The organism is Pectobacterium aroidearum, from assembly GCF_015689195.1.
In the GTDB taxonomy this organism is placed as follows: Bacteria; Pseudomonadota; Gammaproteobacteria; order Enterobacterales; family Enterobacteriaceae; genus Pectobacterium; species Pectobacterium aroidearum.
This window is the reverse complement of sequence record NZ_CP065044.1, coordinates 2,225,200-2,242,497: the sequence shown is the minus strand read 5'-3', so window position 1 is coordinate 2,242,497 and position 17,298 is coordinate 2,225,200. Positions and strand designations below refer to the sequence as shown.

At 50.8% G+C, this 17,298-nt stretch carries 13 protein-coding genes; 6 read left to right on the top strand and 7 right to left on the bottom strand.

What is annotated here, in order from left to right:
* Positions 1-157: 157 nt before the first annotated feature.
* Positions 158-2,209 carry a S9 family peptidase gene (locus tag I2D83_RS10030; protein ID WP_205948022.1) on the bottom strand — a complete coding sequence of 684 codons (2,052 nt, stop codon included), beginning with the start codon at positions 2,207-2,209 and terminating at the stop codon, positions 158-160.
* Between the two features lie 200 nt (positions 2,210-2,409).
* Between I2D83_RS10030 and purT the strand changes: the two genes are divergently transcribed.
* The gene (purT, locus tag I2D83_RS10025; protein ID WP_205948021.1) at positions 2,410-3,588 is read left to right on the top strand and encodes a formate-dependent phosphoribosylglycinamide formyltransferase; all 1,179 of its coding nucleotides are present in this window, start codon (positions 2,410-2,412) and stop codon (positions 3,586-3,588) included.
* Positions 3,589-3,789: 201 nt separating this feature from the next.
* On the opposite strand, the gene I2D83_RS10020 is transcribed toward purT, so the two are convergent.
* Together I2D83_RS10020 and zwf are read right to left on the bottom strand one after the other, a co-directional pair.
* Entirely contained in the window at positions 3,790-4,431 is a 642-nt protein-coding gene (locus tag I2D83_RS10020) for a bifunctional 4-hydroxy-2-oxoglutarate aldolase/2-dehydro-3-deoxy-phosphogluconate aldolase (RefSeq protein WP_181828434.1), read from the bottom strand.
* A gap of 168 nt (positions 4,432-4,599) precedes the next feature.
* A complete protein-coding gene (gene zwf, locus I2D83_RS10015) occupies positions 4,600-6,075 on the bottom strand; it encodes a glucose-6-phosphate dehydrogenase (RefSeq protein WP_180776923.1) in 1,476 nt (491 codons plus the stop codon).
* 398 nt (positions 6,076-6,473) lie between these two features.
* On the opposite strand from zwf, the gene I2D83_RS10010 reads away from it, so the two are divergent.
* Positions 6,474-7,343, top strand: coding sequence for a MurR/RpiR family transcriptional regulator (locus I2D83_RS10010; RefSeq protein ID WP_010275858.1), 870 nt, complete (start codon positions 6,474-6,476; stop codon positions 7,341-7,343).
* A 257-nt stretch (positions 7,344-7,600) separates the two neighbouring features.
* Positions 7,601-9,043 carry a pyruvate kinase gene (gene pyk, locus I2D83_RS10005; protein WP_015840075.1) on the top strand — a complete coding sequence of 481 codons (1,443 nt, stop codon included), beginning with the start codon at positions 7,601-7,603 and terminating at the stop codon, positions 9,041-9,043.
* A gap of 134 nt (positions 9,044-9,177) precedes the next feature.
* On the opposite strand, the gene lpxM is transcribed toward pyk, so the two are convergent.
* From lpxM to znuA, 3 genes are all read right to left on the bottom strand, one after another.
* Complete coding sequence (lpxM, locus tag I2D83_RS10000) at positions 9,178-10,149, bottom strand: lauroyl-Kdo(2)-lipid IV(A) myristoyltransferase (RefSeq protein ID WP_015840074.1); 972 nt, start codon at positions 10,147-10,149, stop codon at positions 9,178-9,180.
* 252 nt (positions 10,150-10,401) lie between these two features.
* On the bottom strand, positions 10,402-11,724 hold the full coding sequence (mepM, locus tag I2D83_RS09995; RefSeq protein WP_015840073.1) for a murein DD-endopeptidase MepM: 1,323 nt from the start codon (positions 11,722-11,724) through the stop codon (positions 10,402-10,404).
* Between the two features lie 12 nt (positions 11,725-11,736).
* Complete coding sequence (gene znuA / locus I2D83_RS09990; protein WP_205948020.1) at positions 11,737-12,756, bottom strand: zinc ABC transporter substrate-binding protein ZnuA; 1,020 nt, start codon at positions 12,754-12,756, stop codon at positions 11,737-11,739.
* Between the two features lie 76 nt (positions 12,757-12,832).
* Between znuA and znuC the strand changes: the two genes are divergently transcribed.
* Positions 12,833-13,591, top strand: a complete 759-nt coding sequence (gene znuC / locus I2D83_RS09985; RefSeq protein WP_015840071.1) for a zinc ABC transporter ATP-binding protein ZnuC — start codon at positions 12,833-12,835, stop codon at positions 13,589-13,591.
* Positions 13,588-14,373, top strand: a complete 786-nt coding sequence (znuB, locus tag I2D83_RS09980) for a zinc ABC transporter permease subunit ZnuB (protein WP_180776925.1) — start codon at positions 13,588-13,590, stop codon at positions 14,371-14,373. The genes znuC and znuB overlap by 4 nt, the downstream gene beginning before the upstream one ends.
* Positions 14,374-14,461: 88 nt before the next feature.
* Here znuB and I2D83_RS09975 read toward each other — a convergent pair whose 3' ends face one another.
* Positions 14,462-15,421, bottom strand: coding sequence for a LacI family DNA-binding transcriptional regulator (locus tag I2D83_RS09975; protein ID WP_015840069.1), 960 nt, complete (start codon positions 15,419-15,421; stop codon positions 14,462-14,464).
* Positions 15,422-15,882: 461 nt separating this feature from the next.
* Here I2D83_RS09975 and I2D83_RS09970 point away from each other — a divergent pair, with 461 nt between their 5' ends.
* Positions 15,883-17,211 (top strand): PTS sugar transporter subunit IIC, encoded by a 1,329-nt coding sequence (locus I2D83_RS09970; RefSeq protein WP_015840068.1) that lies wholly within the window; start codon positions 15,883-15,885, stop codon positions 17,209-17,211.
* Positions 17,212-17,298 lie beyond the last annotated feature (87 nt).

Below are 17,298 nucleotides of genomic sequence, written 5' to 3'. Positions count from 1 at the left end.
TGAGAACTGCCGCCGAAAAGCGAGCCGACAAAAAAGCAAAGAAAACGCAGGCTGACATTACTTAGGGATTGATAACCTACTCTCTGGTAACCTAAGCAATGTACCTATCGGGTAAACCCGAAAATGGGTTTACCCTCATCGATACCGCTTTTATCCCTTATCCGCGATCGTCCTCAGACATTTCAAGCACCATCAGCAGAAACGCATATTCCAACGCGATATCATCATAGCGTTTGAAACGACCGGATTTTCCGCCGTGTCCCGCATCCATATCGGTGTACAACAGCACCAGACGATCGTCCGTCTTAACGTCACGCAATTTCGCCACCCACTTCGCGGGTTCCCAATACTGTACCTGCGAATCGTGGAGCCCGGTCGTCACCAGTAAATGTGGATAACGCTGTGCGATAACGCCGTCATAAGGACTGTATTGTTTGATGTAGTCATAGTAGATTTGCTCATTCGGATTGCCCCACTCGTCATACTCGCCGGTCGTCAACGGGATAGACTCATCCAACATCGTCGTCAACACATCAACGAAGGGAACCTGGGCGACAACACCTTTAAACAGTTCGGGCGCCATATTCACTACCGCCCCCATCAATAATCCTCCCGCACTGCCTCCCATTGCGAACATGTTTTTCCTGTCGCCATAACCTTTTTCTATCAATGCTCGCGATACATCGATGAAATCCGTGAAGGAATGCATTTTATTGAGTAACCGGCCATCGTCGTACCATTGTTGCCCCAGTTCACCGCCCCCGCGGATGTGCGTTAAGGCAAAAACGAACCCTCTGTCCAATAAACTCAAACGGCTAACGCTGAAATCCGGATCCATACTATGGCTATAAGCGCCATAGCCGTAGACCAGTATCGGGTTTTTGCCTGGGCTAAAGTGATCGCGATGGTAAACAAGAGAAACGGGAACCTCGACGCCATCCCGAACGGTGATCCATAAGCGTTCACTTCGATAATTGTCCGAAGAGAAGTCTTTCACCTCGGCTTGTTTAAGTAACTGCTGCTCGCCCGTATCCAGATTCAATTCATACTGCGTGCTGGGGGTTGTCATTGATGAATAGCCATACCGCATCAATGCCGTTTCTGGCGTAGGGTTGTAAGACAACCACGTCACATAGCTCGCGTCATTGAAGGTGATCGCTTTTTCTTCCTGCGTATGCCAATGAATCTGGCGCAGGCTGGTCAGCCCGCGTTCTCTTTCTTCGACCACCAGCCAGTCACGGAAAAGTTCAAATCCTTCCAGCACGCGATTTTCACGTGGTGCAATCAGCGTTTCCAGCGTTTGTTCATCAGGTCTGTCCGATCGGTAGAGGCCAAAGTTTTTTCCTTCCCGATTAGAGCGCAGATAAAACTTGCCCTGATAGTGATCGATACCGTATTCATGATCTTTCCTGCGTGGAATGCATACCTGCGGCACGGCATCTGGGCGTGTCGCGTCGAGCAATAACACCTCCGTCGTCGTAGTGCTACTGAGATAAATGGTGATGTAGTGCTCTGATGTCGTTTTACTCAGGCTGACATAATAGGTGTCGTCTTTCTCTTCATATACCAGTTCATCCTGAGCAGAGTCGCTCCCCAGCCGATGACGATAGACCTGATACGGCAGTAGTGTTTGCTCATGTTTACGTACGTAATACAGAACCGTCGAATCCGCCGACCATTCCGCTCCCGCCGTGACATTGTCGATCACATCCGGTAGCCACTCGCCGCTGTTCAGATCGCGAAAACGAAGCGTGTACTGCCGACGGGATAAAAAATCCTCCGAGAGTGCCAGTAGTCTATTGTCCGGGCTAACTTCAAGCGCGCCGAGGCTATAAAACTCATGCCCTTCCGCACGTTGGTTCCCGTCCAGCAGCGTGTCCCACGCGTCCGTTTCTTGCTCAAACTGGCGCAGATAGATGGCGTACTCTTTGCCTGGCTCGTAGCGACTTTGGTAGCGATAGCCTTTTCGAACATACGGCACGGACATATCCGTCGACGGGATGCGCTTAACCATTTCGTCATACAGCGACCGTTTACGCGCCTCATGAGGGGCCATAACAGCATCGCTATAGGCATTTTCCTGCTCCAGATAGGCCAGCACCTGCGGATCGGTACGCTGGTCATCACGCAGCCAGTAATAATTGTCGATACGCGTATCGCCATGCGTGCTCATCACATGAGGGCGTTTTTCAGCTTGCGGTGTCTTCATCGCGTCGGATCTCGTTGTCTTAACATAAAATTTTTACTCTGAAAGAAGAGTGGCACGATTGCCCGGCAATGCCAAGTCACACCCTTACCACTTGGTGCGCTTTTGCGCACCGCATTCCAATGCATCCCCTCTTTAATGCGCACGCAAACGTTTTCGTTTATACTGCGGCCATTTTTCACAACCCGATCAGGTATAAGGTTATGTTAACGATTGGAACCGCCCTGCGTGCGGATGCCACACGAGTGATGCTGCTTGGCTCCGGTGAATTAGGCAAAGAAGTGGCGATTGAATGTCAGCGTCTGGGAATCGAAGTGATTGCAGTCGATCGCTATGCCGATGCCCCTGCCATGCAGATTGCACATCGTAGCCACGTCATCAATATGTTAGATGGTGATGCGTTGAAAGCATTGGTTGAAGCCGAGCGTCCTGATTACATCGTGCCGGAAATTGAAGCCATCGCAACCGACATGCTGGTGACGCTGGAAAAACAGGGTCACCATGTTGTTCCCTGCGCCGAAGCCACACGCCTGACGATGAACCGTGAAGGTATCCGTCGTCTGGCTGCCGAAACGCTCGGCGTTCCTACCTCCACCTACCGTTTTGCCGACAGCGAAGAGAGTTTTCGTCAGGCAGTAGAAGCGATTGGCTACCCTTGTATTGTCAAACCAGTCATGAGCTCATCTGGCAAAGGGCAAAGCCTGATTCGCTCCGCGGAGCAGTTAGATAAGGCGTGGAACTATGCTCAGCAGGGTGGACGTGCAGGCGGTGGACGCGTCATCGTGGAAGGACTGGTTAATTTTGACTTTGAGATCACCCTGCTGACCATCCATGCGGTTGACGGCATTCATTTCTGTGCGCCTATCGGACATCGTCAGGAAGATGGCGACTATCGTGAATCCTGGCAGCCGCAGCAGATGAGTGCGTTGGCACAGGAGCGCGCGCAGAAGATGGCCAGCGATGTCGTGAAAGCGCTCGGAGGCTATGGCCTGTTCGGTGTTGAGCTGTTCGTTTGCGGTGATGAGGTCATCTTCAGTGAAGTCTCCCCTCGCCCGCACGACACCGGTATGGTGACGATGATTTCTCAGGATCTGTCCGAGTTTGCTCTACATGTTCGCGCTTTTCTGGGTTTGCCAATTGGCGCGGTTCGCCAATACGGCGCATCAGCTTCCGCGGTGATTTTACCGGAACTGGAGAGCAACAACGTGCGTTATCAGGGGCTGGAAAGCGCGCTACTCCCTCATACGCAAATTCGCCTGTTTGGTAAACCTGATATCGGCGGTAAACGTCGTATGGGCGTCGCCTTAGCCAGCGCAGAAACCACGGAAGATGCCGTGGAAATCGCCAAGCGCGTCGCTACAGGCGTAACCGTCAGCGGCTGATAGATTCTATTGCCAATCGGCGAGATGAGACGTCGCTGATGACGACCCGCAGGATGATGGGCAAGGATGTCCGCCATAAAAAAATGTGGGGAACATTTTTCAACGTCGCTTGCGACGGCACGCAGGGTGGCGGACATGAATGTCCGTCATAAAAAAGGCCACTCGCAATGAGTGGCCTTCGTCATTCAGTAACGAGCAAACTTAGGCTTTTGCACCCGCAACGGCTTCACGCGCCAGTTCGGTAATACGCGCGTAATCACCGCTTTCCAGCGCATCGTTCGGCACCAGCCAAGAACCGCCCACACACAGCACGCTTTTCAGCGACAGATAGTCACGATAGTTCTTCGGCGTAATGCCACCAGTCGGGCAGAAACGGATATGAGCAAATGGACCCGCGATCGCCTGAAGCGCTTTCACGCCGCCGTTAGCTTCCGCCGGGAAGAATTTGAACTCACGCAAGCCGTAATCCATACCCAGCATCAGTTCAGATACGGTGCTGATACCTGGGATCAACGGGATGTTGCCTGCAGTCGCAGCCTTCAGCAACGGCTCAGTCAAGCCAGGGCTAATAGCGAACTGAGCGCCCGCTTCCACTACCGCAGCCAGTTGCTCAGGGTTTGTCACCGTACCCGCACCCACGATGGCATCCGGTACTTCTTTCGCAATCGCGCGGATTGCATCGATGGCACAGTCGGTACGTAATGTCAGTTCCAGAACGCGAACGCCGCCCGCGACTAACGCTTTTGCCATCGGCACCGCGTGTTCCAGTTTGTTGACCACAATCACAGGAACAACGGGACCCGTTGTCAAAATCTGTTCCGCGCTCGTTTTCCAGTTTTTCATCAAAAGTTATCTCCAGTCATGCCCGAAGGCATCATTAATTATATAGCGCGCCCCTGCCACAGGGATCTGCGTCGCCGCAGATGCCAACCGCACCGTTAGCCATACATTAAAAAACTGCGGGATGCCGATCGTTTTCGGCATCTCAATTACTGACGTATTATCAAATAATTACTCAAACTCATTCCAGGAACGGCCATCTCGGGTAATCATTGCTACGGATGCCACCGGTCCCCAGCTTCCAGCCTGATACGGTTTCGGCGCATCATTGTCCATTCCCCACGCATCCATGATGGAATCCACCCATTTCCAGGCTTCTTCAACCTCATCACGACGGACGAACAGCGCCTGAATTCCGCGCATGGTTTCCAGCAGCAGACGCTCATAGGCATCGGCCAAATGTTGCTGATTAAAGGTTTCCGAGAAGCTCAGATCCAGCTTCACCGTTTGCAGGCGGTGCTTGTGTTCTAATCCTGGAATTTTATTCAGAATCTGGATTTCCACACCTTCATCCGGCTGCAAGCGAATGATCAGTTTGTTCTGCGGCAACTGTTGGTAAGAATCATGGAATAGGTTCAGCGCAGGGTTCTTAAAGTACACCACCACTTCCGAACATTTGGTCGGCAAGCGTTTACCGGTACGCAGGTAGAACGGCACACCAGACCAGCGCCAATCATCGATATCAACACGAATTGCGACAAAGGTTTCCGTGCTGCTGCTTTTGTTCGCGCCTTCTTCTTCCAGGTAACCCGGCACTTTATGTCCCTGAACAAAACCAGAGGTATATTGGCCGCGTACGGTCGTTTCATGCACGTTGGAGCGGTCGATACGACGCAGTGAACGCAGCACCTTCACTTTTTCATCACGAATACGGTCAGTCGTCAGATCGGACGGCGGCGACATCGCAATCATCGTCAGAATCTGTAACAGGTGGTTCTGGATCATATCGCGCATCTGGCCGGCTTTATCAAAATAGCCCCAGCGCCCTTCAATCCCGACTTCTTCGGCCACCGTGATCTGCACATGGTCGATCGTCCGGTTGTCCCAGTTTGAGGAGAACAGCGAGTTGGCAAAACGCAGCGCCAGCAGGTTCAGAACGGTCTCTTTACCCAGATAGTGGTCGATGCGGTAAACCTGACACTCGTTGAAGTATTCCGCAACCTGATCGTTAATGACGCGAGAAGACGCCAGATCGGTTCCCAGCGGTTTTTCCATCACCACGCGCGCCGGCTCTTTATTCAGCCCTGCGGTTCCCAGCCCTTTGCAGATCGCCCCGAATGTGCTCGGTGGCATCGCAAAATAGTTGATTGTGGTGCGATTTTTCTGGTCAAGCATCTTGCCCAACTTGTTGAACGCTTTCGTGTCTTCCACATCAAGATTGCAGAAATCCAGCCGACTGCTTAGCGTTTCCCACAACTTGTCGTCGATGGCTTCTTTCATAAAGGTGTCAAGCGCTTCGCGCACGACGCGGGTATACTCCGCTCTATCCCAATCAGCACGGCCCACCCCGATAATTTTGGTGTCCGCATGGATGTGGCCTGCTTTTTCCAACTGGTACAGGGAAGGCAGCAATTTACGGCGCGCCAGATCGCCCTTGGCACCGAAAATAACCAGATCGCACGCTTGGGCTGTTGAAGTTACCGCCATGTTCATCTCCTCGTTGCAGGATGCTGTAATTTTATTACAGCGATAATGTACTCTTTTTGACTACAGCCAGTAAACCCATCATAAAAATGCCAAATAATGGTCACTACTGGCTGAAAACCACACATAAATCGGTCTGTGCAGCGGTTGAAATCACTTAGGCATTCGCCCTAAAGCGAAATTTTTCGTCGTTTCTGACAGTCGATTACTTTTCTGAAAGTTAGACACATGTCATGTTCTGGCAAAAAAAGGACCCAACTTAGCGTGTTGCCCGCTGCCAACCACTACAGGGTCGTAGTATATTTTCACGACTTGCATTTTTTCACGTAGCATTTTTTCACGTAATACCGCCAGTTGTACCTTTAGTTGAAATTGGAAAAAACTTACATGGTCCTTGTCGTATGAATATGCTGGAAAAAATCCAGAGTCACCTAGAACTCTTGAGCAAATCGGAAAGAAAAGTTGCTGAAGTGATCCTGAGCACTCCACAGACAGCCATTCACTCCAGCATCGCGACCTTAGCCAAAATGGCCGACGTCAGCGAACCAACGGTTAACCGTTTCTGTCGTCGCCTTGAAACGAAAGGTTTTCCCGATTTTAAACTACATCTGGCTCAAAGTCTGGCAAACGGTACACCCTATGTGAACCGCAACGTTGAAGAAGATGACAGCGTTGATGCCTATACCAGTAAAATCTTTGAATCCGCAATGGCTGGCCTGGAACAGGTGAAATCCAGTCTGGATGTCACCGCCGTCAACCGCGCCGTGGACTTGCTGACGCAGGCGAAGAAAATTTCTTTCTTCGGTCTGGGTGCTTCTGCTGCTGTCGCACACGATGCGATGAACAAATTTTTCCGCTTCAATATCCCCGTCGTTTATTTCGATGACATTGTGATGCAGCGCATGAGCTGCATGAACTCGAGCGACGGCGACGTCGTGGTATTGATCTCCCACACGGGTAGAACCAAAAGTCTGGTTGAAATGGCACAACTGGCGCGTGAGAACGACGCGACCGTTATCGCGATCACCTCAGACGGTACGCCGCTGGCGCGTGAAGCCTCGCTGGCATTGCGGCTTGATGTGCCTGAAGATACCGATGTCTATATGCCGATGGTGTCCCGTATCGCCCAACTGACGCTGATCGACGTTCTGGCAACGGGGTTCACGCTACGCCGCGGCGAAAAATTTCGTGATAACCTGAAACGAGTCAAAGAGGCCTTGCGCGAATCTCGCTTTGATAAAGACGAGCGATTGATTAATCCTTTCAGGTGATCGCTAAGTTTTACGTTGTACTTTGTTTTTAGTTATATCTATGAAAAATGAGCGGTATCATTACCCGTTTCATCTTTATATGGCCAAAGATTACAGGCATGGAAAGATGGTGGGGATTACCTGTACAGTATGATAATCAGACTCAACACGATGTTCGGATAACGCAGGTGAAATAGTTTTGTTGTAAAGTGACATTTTGCACCGTTATTCGACGCTTAATCGCAACACTACAGCTTCACAAGTGAACGGAGTTATACATGTCCAGACGGCTCAGAAGAACCAAAATTGTAACCACCCTGGGGCCCGCTACCGACCGTGATAATAATCTCGAAAAGATTATCAACGCGGGCGCTAACGTAGTACGCATGAATTTTTCTCACGGCACACCCGAAGATCATCAATTACGTGCCAACAAAGTTCGTGAAATTGCGGCTAAATTAGGCCGCCATGTTGCCATTCTTGGCGATCTACAGGGGCCTAAGATTCGTGTTTCTACCTTCAAAGAAGGTAAAATTTTCCTGAATGTCGGCGACAAATTCTTGCTGGATGCCAATCTGGCGAAAGGCGAAGGCGATAAAGAAAAAGTCGGGATCGATTACAAAGGCTTGCCGAGTGACGTAGTACCTGGCGATATCCTGTTACTGGATGACGGCCGGGTGCAGTTGAAAGTGCTTCAGGTTGAAGGCCTGAAAGTTTATACCGAAGTCACCGTTGGCGGTCCGCTGTCTAACAACAAAGGCATCAACAAACTCGGCGGTGGTCTGTCTGCCGAAGCGCTGACAGAAAAAGATAAAGCCGACATTATTACTGCCGCAAAAATTGGCGTCGACTATCTGGCCGTCTCTTTCCCTCGTACCGGTGAAGACCTCAACTACGCACGCCGCCTCGCGCGCGATGCCGGCTGTAACGCCAAGATCGTATCAAAAGTTGAACGCGCTGAAGCCGTCTGCTCAGATGCTGCGATGGATGACATTATTCTGGCTTCCGACGTGGTGATGGTAGCGAGGGGAGATCTGGGCGTTGAAATCGGCGATCCAGAGCTGGTGGGTATTCAGAAGAAATTGATTCGTCGCGCTCGTCAACTAAACCGTGCGGTCATTACCGCCACGCAGATGATGGAATCGATGATCACCAACCCGATGCCAACGCGCGCAGAGGTGATGGACGTCGCCAACGCCGTGTTAGATGGCACCGATGCGGTCATGCTGTCAGCAGAAACCGCTGCAGGTCAATATCCGGCTGAAACCGTCGCCGCCATGGCAAAAGTCTGCTTAGGCGCGGAGAAAATCCCAAGCATCAACGTCTCCAAGCACCGCCTTGACGTACAGTTTGATAACACGGAAGAATCCATCGCGATGTCGGCCATGTATGCCGCCAACCACCTGAAAGGGGTTACGGCGCTGATTGCCATGACGGAATCAGGTCGCACCGCGCTGATGATGTCCCGTATCAGTTCAGGGCTGCCGATTTTTGCCATGTCCCGCCATGAGCAAACGCTGAACCTGACGGCACTATACCGTGGCGTCACCCCCGTGCATTTCGATAGCTACACGGACGGTGTGGCTGCCGCTAATGATGCAGTGATTCGACTGCGCGATAAAGGATTCCTGATGTCTGGGGATCTGGTTATCGTCACACAGGGCGACATCATGGGTACCGTGGGCACCACTAACACGATCCGTATCCTGCGCGTGGAATAATCTTTGCCATAACCGTTCGCTAGCAGGCAGACGGTTCATTCCAGTAAAAAGCCGGACGATTTCTCGTCCGGCTTTTTTATCTATCGTTCTATTTACTATCGCCGTCTATCTTGCTCTTAGTGACGCGATATAAACTAGTTGCGGTATAAATCATCCCGACAGTACGGTTCAATCTCACCCGGTTTGCGGGTTTTCAACAGCTTCAGAATCCAGGTGTACTGCTCAGGATTCGGCCTGACCAAAATTTCCACTTCTTCATTCATGCGTCGCGCAATATAGGCGTCATCCGCTTCGGCCAAATCATCCATCGGCGGGCGAATATACACATCCAGGCAGCCGTCTTTAGCGTTATATACTGGAAACAGCGGAATGATATCCGCACGGCATACTTTCATCAGTCGTCCGACAGCAGGCAGCGTTGCCTTATAGGTCGCAAAGAAATCAACAAACTCGCTATGTTCAGGGCCGTGATCCTGATCGGGAAGGTAATAACCCCAGCATCCAGAACGCACGGAGCTGATAAACGGTTTAATACCGTCGTTACGAGCATGGATACGACCACCAAAACGACGGCGTAACCGATTCCACCAGTAATCCACCAGCGCGTTCTTCTGATTGTGGAACATCGCCGCCATACGCTGCCCACGCGAGGTCAGCAGCATAGCAGGGATATCGACGCCCCAGCCGTGCGGAACCAGAAAGATCACATTCTTATCTTGTTCTTTAATACGATCCAGAATGTCTTCGCCGTGCCAGCGAACATATTTCTCGATTTTCTTCGGGTTCCGAATTCCCACTTCCACCATCATGATCATCGACTGAGGGGCCGTCGCAAACATGTCATCAATGATGGCTTCGCGCTGTGCTTCCGTTAACTCTGGCATACAGTACAGTAGGTTAATGCGGGCACGGCGGCGTGCGCCTTTTGATATTCTCCCGACAAAACGCCCTAACCCACCCAGCACTGGGTTTCTTAACCGCGCAGGAATATAGGCAGCCAGCGCCATTACCCCTACGCCTAACCAAACGCCCCAATAGCGCGGATGAAAAAAGGCGCGTTCAAACTGGGGAACAAATTCAGCGTTCGATTTTTTTTCTTTTTCCATGCCTAAACTCTTCAGCTCAATCAATAAACATAATCATAATTGCCACCCCGCGTTTGGCAACACCCGCCGACAATTACGCAAAAACATACCTGCTCGACAATAAAAAATCAGGAACCGTACTCTATAAAGTGTTCTATAAATGAAAATGCCGGCAGCAAGCCACCGGCATAACATGCAGTATATCTATCCTAAATAATTCAAGTTGCATGAAGGCGGCCAACGCACAAGCAGCTTGAAGTATGACGGATATGGTTAATCAAACTTAAGCTGCGGCACGACTTCCTTCACCTGCGCCAGATAATCACGGCGTTCTTTACCTGCCAGCCCTTCAGAACGTGGCAACTGAGCCGTTAGCGGATTCACCGCTTGCTGGTTGATCCAAAGTTCGTAGTGCAGATGAGGACCAGTGGAACGACCTGTATTACCGGACAACCCGATGCGATCGCCACGTTTCACTTTCTGCCCAGGTTTAACCAATATACGGTTGAGATGCATAAACCGCGTCGTATACTGACGGCCGTGGCGAATCACGACATAATTACCCGCCGCGCCACTTCGCTTCGCAATCACCACTTCACCATCCCCAACGGCCAAAACTGGCGAACCGACTGGCATGGCGAAGTCGACACCTTTATGCGGTGCGACACGCCCTGTCACCGGGTTCAAACGACGTGGATTGAAGTTGGAGGAAATACGGAACTGTTTCATCGTTGGAAAACGCATAAAGCCACGCGTCAGACCGGAACCTTCGCGATCGTAGAATTTGCCGTCTTCCGCGCGAATGGCGTAATAATCTTTACCACCGGTATTCAGACGCACGCCGACCAGTTCACTCTGCTCACTTTTACCATCGAGCATTTCGCGGGACATCAGTACGGAGAAGGTATCGTCTTTGCGTAATTTACGGAAATCCAACTGCCACTGAAGTGCTTTGATGACTTCACGCACTTCGGTGCTGGTCAAACCGGCGTTTTTTGCACTGCTGACAAAGCTACCACTCACCCGACCATTCAGAACGCTGTTGCGCCACTCGCCTTTCAGCGTCTCAATACGCTCTTTGAAATCAGCACCCACGCGTTCATAAATGCGTGTTTCACGGCGGGACATCTGCCAGGTCAAGCTTTGCAGATCGCCATTTTCTCCCAGTACCCATGAGATTTGTTGACCGATTTTCAGGTTCCGTAAATCTTTATTCTGATCGGCGAGCTGGGTGACATCCGCAATATCGATACCATATTGCGTCAAAATGCTGCTTAAGGTATCGCCCGTAGACACCACGTACTCATGTACGCCGCCTTCATCGGCCACCTTATCGTCTAACTCATCTTGTGGAACGTCGTCATCCGGGGAGGGTTGGTCTATCGGTTCACTGGCTTCAGGCGTTAGCGTACGCAGTTGGCTGGTTTCCAGGTCGATATCTTTCACGATGACAGGCGCATCATCGACGTGGGGATAAACAAAAGGCCGCCAAACAGCAACGGCCAATGTTACAACAGTAAGCGACCCCAGCATGACGCGATGGGGTCGAGGTAAGCTGTTATACGCCAGAGCGATAGTTCGGACTATCTGCTGCACTTATTCGTATCCTCATGATTTTTCCTCCAGACAGCTCACATACTGGTTCGATAGCTGCAACAAGAAATCGGCATAGCTATCTCTACCCAGTGCAATAGTGCTTCCCAATGGATCGAGCACACCCGAGCGCACGTCGGTTCCCTTGGCAACAGCATTAATAACGGCTGGCCTGAATTGTGGTTCAGCAAAAACGCATACGGCTTTATGCTCAACCAACTGTGTTCGTATTTGATGTAAACGCTGTGCACCGGGTTGGATTTCGGGGTTCACCGTGAAGTAACCCAGGGGACTTAACCCATAGTGTTTCTCAAAATAGCCATAGGCATCATGGAACACGAAATAGCCTTTACCCTGCACAGGCGCTAGCATCTTAACAATTTTTTCATCTGCTTGCGCGATTTTATCCGTGAAATAAAGCAGATTCGCGTCTAGTTTGTCCTTATTCTGAGGCATAAGTTCCAATAATTTTGCATGAATGGCAATTGCCGCCTGTTTTGTCATCTCCGGCGACAGCCAAATGTGCATATTGTACTCGCCATGATGGTGGCCATCGTCGCCATCATCATGGGCGGCATGGCTATGATCGTGGCCTTTTTCATGGTCATCATGCGCAGTTTCATGTTCACTCTCATGATCGTGCTCGGCGTCTTTTTCCAGCGCAGATTTAATGGCTGGCAGTGCGGAAAGTGCGATCTGCTTCGCAGGTGAAATTTTCGCTAACGGCTTCCCGAGGAAAGCTTCCATTTCCGGCCCAACCCAAATCACCAGATCGGCGGACTGTAAACGCTGGACATCAGACGGGCGCAAGGCATAATCGTGGGGCGATGCGCCATCCGGTAACAAAACCTCCGTTGGCGTTACGCCATCGGCAATCGCCGACGCAATGAATCCTAGCGGACGAATTGAAGTAATGACCGCAGCAGAGGCCGCGCTGATTGACATCCCGCTCGCGAGTAGCGCGCTGGCAACAAACACACTTTTTAACCATTTTTTCTGCTGAATACATTTTTTTTGTTGAATAGATAGCTGCATGAAAGTCGATCCCATCGATTTTTATCGTATTGTTTGTTATAATATAACGTCACATGGGTTGTGCAAACCGAATTCTATGTCCACATTGGTATCACTCAATAATATTTCAGTTACATTTGGCAGCCGGAAGGTCTTGTCAGATATTTCTCTTACCTTGCAGGCAGGTCGAATTCTGACGCTGCTGGGGCCGAACGGTGCAGGGAAATCAACACTGGTGCGCGTAGTTCTGGGGCTACTTTCTCCGACTTCCGGCTCGCTGGTCCGCGATCCCGCGCTGCGTATCGGCTACGTTCCACAGAAGTTGCATCTGGATACCACGCTGCCGTTGACCGTCAGCCGCTTTATGCAACTGCGTCCCGGCGTGAAAAAGCAGGATATTTTACCTGCACTTAAGCGTGTTCAGGCGGCACACCTGCTGGAACAACCGATGCAGAAACTCTCCGGCGGCGAAACCCAGCGCGTACTGTTAGCACGCGCACTGCTCAACCAGCCTCAACTTCTGGTTCTTGATGAGCCGACACAGGGTGTCGACGTCAACGGACAAATGGCGCTGTACGATCTCATCAACCAGCTGCGGCAGGAATTCCACTGCGGCGTGTTAATGGTTTCGCACGATCTGCATTTGGTGATGGCGAAAACCGATGAAGTCCTGTGCCTTAATCAACATGTTTGTTGTTCCGGCACGCCTGAGGTCGTTTCCCTTCACCCAGAATTCTTAGCGATGTTTGGCCACCGCGGCGCGGAGCAATTGGCGATTTATCGCCACCATCACAATCATCGTCACGATCTACAGGGACGTATCATTCTGAAAAGACAAGGCGGAAACGACGCATGATCGAACTGCTGTTTCCCGGTTGGCTGGCGGGGATATTGTTGGCTATTGCGGCAGGCCCGCTTGGTTCATTCGTCGTTTGGCGACGCATGTCTTATTTCGGCGATACGCTGGCGCACGCATCCTTACTCGGCGTCGCCTTCGGCCTGCTGCTGAACATCAACCTATTTGCTGCCGTCATCACCGTGACGCTCATTCTGGCACTGGGGCTTGTCTGGCTGGAACGGCGTCCCTATCTGGCCGTCGATACATTACTCGGCATCATGGCACACAGCGCTTTATCGCTTGGATTGGTTGTCGTTAGCCTGATGAACAACGTGCGCGTGGATTTGATGGCTTACCTGTTTGGCGATTTGCTCTCCGTCACGACAGAAGATCTGTGGGTCATCGGTTCTGGTGTGATCGTCGTTGTTGCTATTATGCGTTGGCAATGGCGCGCGCTGCTTTCCATGACGATTAGTCCGGAGCTGGCACACGTCGACGGGGTGAAACTACAGCGCACCAAACTGCTTTTGATGCTGACCACCGCATTAACGATTGGCATTGCCATGAAATTTGTTGGTGCGCTGATCATTACGTCTCTGCTGATTATTCCCGCTGCCAGCGCCAGACGATTCGCGCGGACGCCGGAACAAATGGCAAGTATCGCGATTATTGTTGGCATGATTGCCGTGACGGGCGGCCTGGCCTTCTCGGCTGGCTACAATACGCCAGCCGGGCCATCCGTGGTGCTGTGCGCTTCGCTGCTGTTTATTGTCAGCCTGCTTAAGCGACAGCCCGCCTAGCCTGTCAGTAGCACAGATTAAAAGGAAAAGCCCTTCTGAGTATCATGTCCAGAAGGGCTTTCTATTTTAAAGATGGTGAAAAACGCGTTTATTTCCGGTTCGCCATATCTGGAATGATTAAATCACCGCGCAAGACATACGAGCCCAGCACGTCCTGCGTTTTCTCATTAAGCCAGGACACGATTCTGGCCGCTATCGCATCCATCGAATATTCAATGGCCGGTATCGCCGGAATGCCAGGAATATCGAGAGACCCTGCCAGACTGAATACCATGATGTCTTTTGGCACAGATTTATTAAACGCCTGAAGCTGTGTAATAACACGTTTGGCTTCCTGCTCATCCGCGACCAAAAGCGCATTGAAATTCAGCGTCGTGCTGTTATTGAGCAACACTTGCAGCGCCACCGACGACGATGAAGACGCATCCATAAAAATCAGGTTGCGGTTAAACGGCAAGAAATTATTTTCCAGCGCCCGCTTGTACCCTAAAAGCACCTGCTCCGCTGAACTGCTGGCGGCGGGATTAATCAGCGCGATTTGTCGCCTGCCTTGTCGAATCAAGTAATTACATGCCGTTTCCGTGGCGAAAGCGTGATCGAATTGCAGGCTGTTTGCGGTGTCCGTCTCCATACAATCGATCAGAATAATGTTCTTGTCGGGCAGATTCAGCGGGAAGCGCGCGCCGATGACTAAAATGTCATCACACAGCCCGCTGCTCAGCTCATCAAGCACGCTCATGACTTCTGACCTACTGCTGGCAAACCGTAACAAAAGATGCTTTTGATGCCGGCTAAAGTGTTTTTCCAGCGCATAAAGATAGCCGGTCGTCTGGTTAATGTTGTCCTGTGCGCAGATCACACCAATACAGCCCGTTGACTGACTCAGCAGCGATTGGGCGATGACGTTCGGCCGATATTTAAGCTCATCAACCGCTTTTAACACCGCAAGACGGCTGGCTTCCTTTACGCCGCGTGAACCACTCAACACCCGGGAGACTGTGGCTTTGGACACCCCAGCTAAACGCGATACATCGTTGATTGTAGACATCTATTTGCCCCTGGAAAACGCTAAATCCGACTCAAAAAAACCTGAACACCCACAGCGCATTGTATTACTTTGCAGTATAACCCTTTCCATCCAGCATGGAAACCGATTATCCGTTTCACATCCAATACGTATTCATACCAATAAGATGTGATGTAAATCTAATTAATATCGCCAGAAATCATCACATATTGACGGTCATCACACTTCTCTTTTCTTTGCATGGAAAACGGTTTCCATATGATATCCAATCATACTAGCAATAACTTTTTACATTCTGTTTAGCGGAAAATGCGGTCCGCCGCGGAAGAAAAATGACGGGTATAGGCTCACGATCATAACAGGCCGCCACGCATAGAACCTAAGAACACATTTTTATTCAATGTGTTATGGAATAGTCGTGGCGGTAACATACTTGATGACGATCTGTCGCTGTTACGGCGACACATGAAAAAGGTGTTCACATGAGTTCCTTATATCAATCAACGATTGCCGCGATCGAACAATCGATTACCCCGCTGGCCGGACGTTTAGGGCAACAAAAATATGTGATCGCTATCCGCGATGGCTTTACCGCCGCGCTCCCTTTTATGATCATCGGTTCATTTATGTTGGTGTTTATTTTCCCTCCCTTCTCTGCCGATACGACCGTCGGATTTGCTCGTACCTGGCTGGATTTCTCTATCACCTACCGCGCAGAACTGATGCTGCCTTTTGAGCTCAGTATGGGCGTGATGACATTTTTCATCTCCGTGGGCGTGGGTGCCAGTCTGGGACGACAATTTAATCTCGATTCCGTCATGTCTGGCTTGCTGGCATTTATGGCTTTCCTGCTCGTCGCCGCCCCTTACGCCGATGACAAAATCTCTACCGAGTATCTATCAGGACAAGGGATCTTCACCGCTTTACTGACCTCCATCTACGCCACCCGTGTGTATGCAGCGCTGAAACAACACAACATTACCATTCGCTTACCGAAAGAAGTGCCGACGGGTGTCGCCCGTTCGTTTGAAATCCTCATTCCCGTGTTGGTGATTGTCGCAACGCTGCACCCGCTCAATCTTTTCATTGAAGCGCAAACGGGCATGATCATTCCCGAAGCGATTATGCACCTGCTGGCACCGCTGGTGTCCGCCTCAGACTCGCTGCCTGCCATTCTTCTGTCTGTGCTGCTGTGCCAGCTTTTCTGGTTTTCGGGGATCCACGGTTCGCTGATTGTCACAGGCATCATGAATCCATTCTGGATGACCAATCTGGCTGTAAATCAGGCCGCGCTGGCAGCCGGTGAAGTACTGCCGCATATCTATTTACAAGGTTTTTGGGATCACTACCTGTTGATTGGCGGCGTCGGTTCGACGCTACCGCTGGCATTCCTGCTGTTACGCAGCAAGGTCACGCATTTACGCACCATTGGCAGAATGGGCGTCGTACCGAGCTTCTTTAACATCAACGAACCGATCATGTTTGGTGCGCCGATTATCATGAATCCGATGCTGTTCATCCCCTTTGTTTTCGTACCGATGGTGAATGCCGTATTGGCTTACACCGCGACCAAAATGGGGTGGCTAGCGCAGGTCGTCTCGCTCACGCCGTGGACAACCCCCGCCCCCATTGGCGCATCATGGGCCGCAAACTGGAGTTTCAGTCCACTCATTATGTGCCTGCTGTGCATGGTATTTTCCGCGCTGATGTATTTGCCGTTCCTGCGAGCCTACGAACGGTCATTACTGAAAACCGAAGAGAAAAAAATACAGGGTGATTTATCGCTGACAAAAACGGTGAGGAGCAATTAATGACATTAATAAAGAATTAAATAAAGGAATTAAATAAAGAAGAAAATAAAGCATTCAGCGCTACATATTTTCATTATTCATACTCGC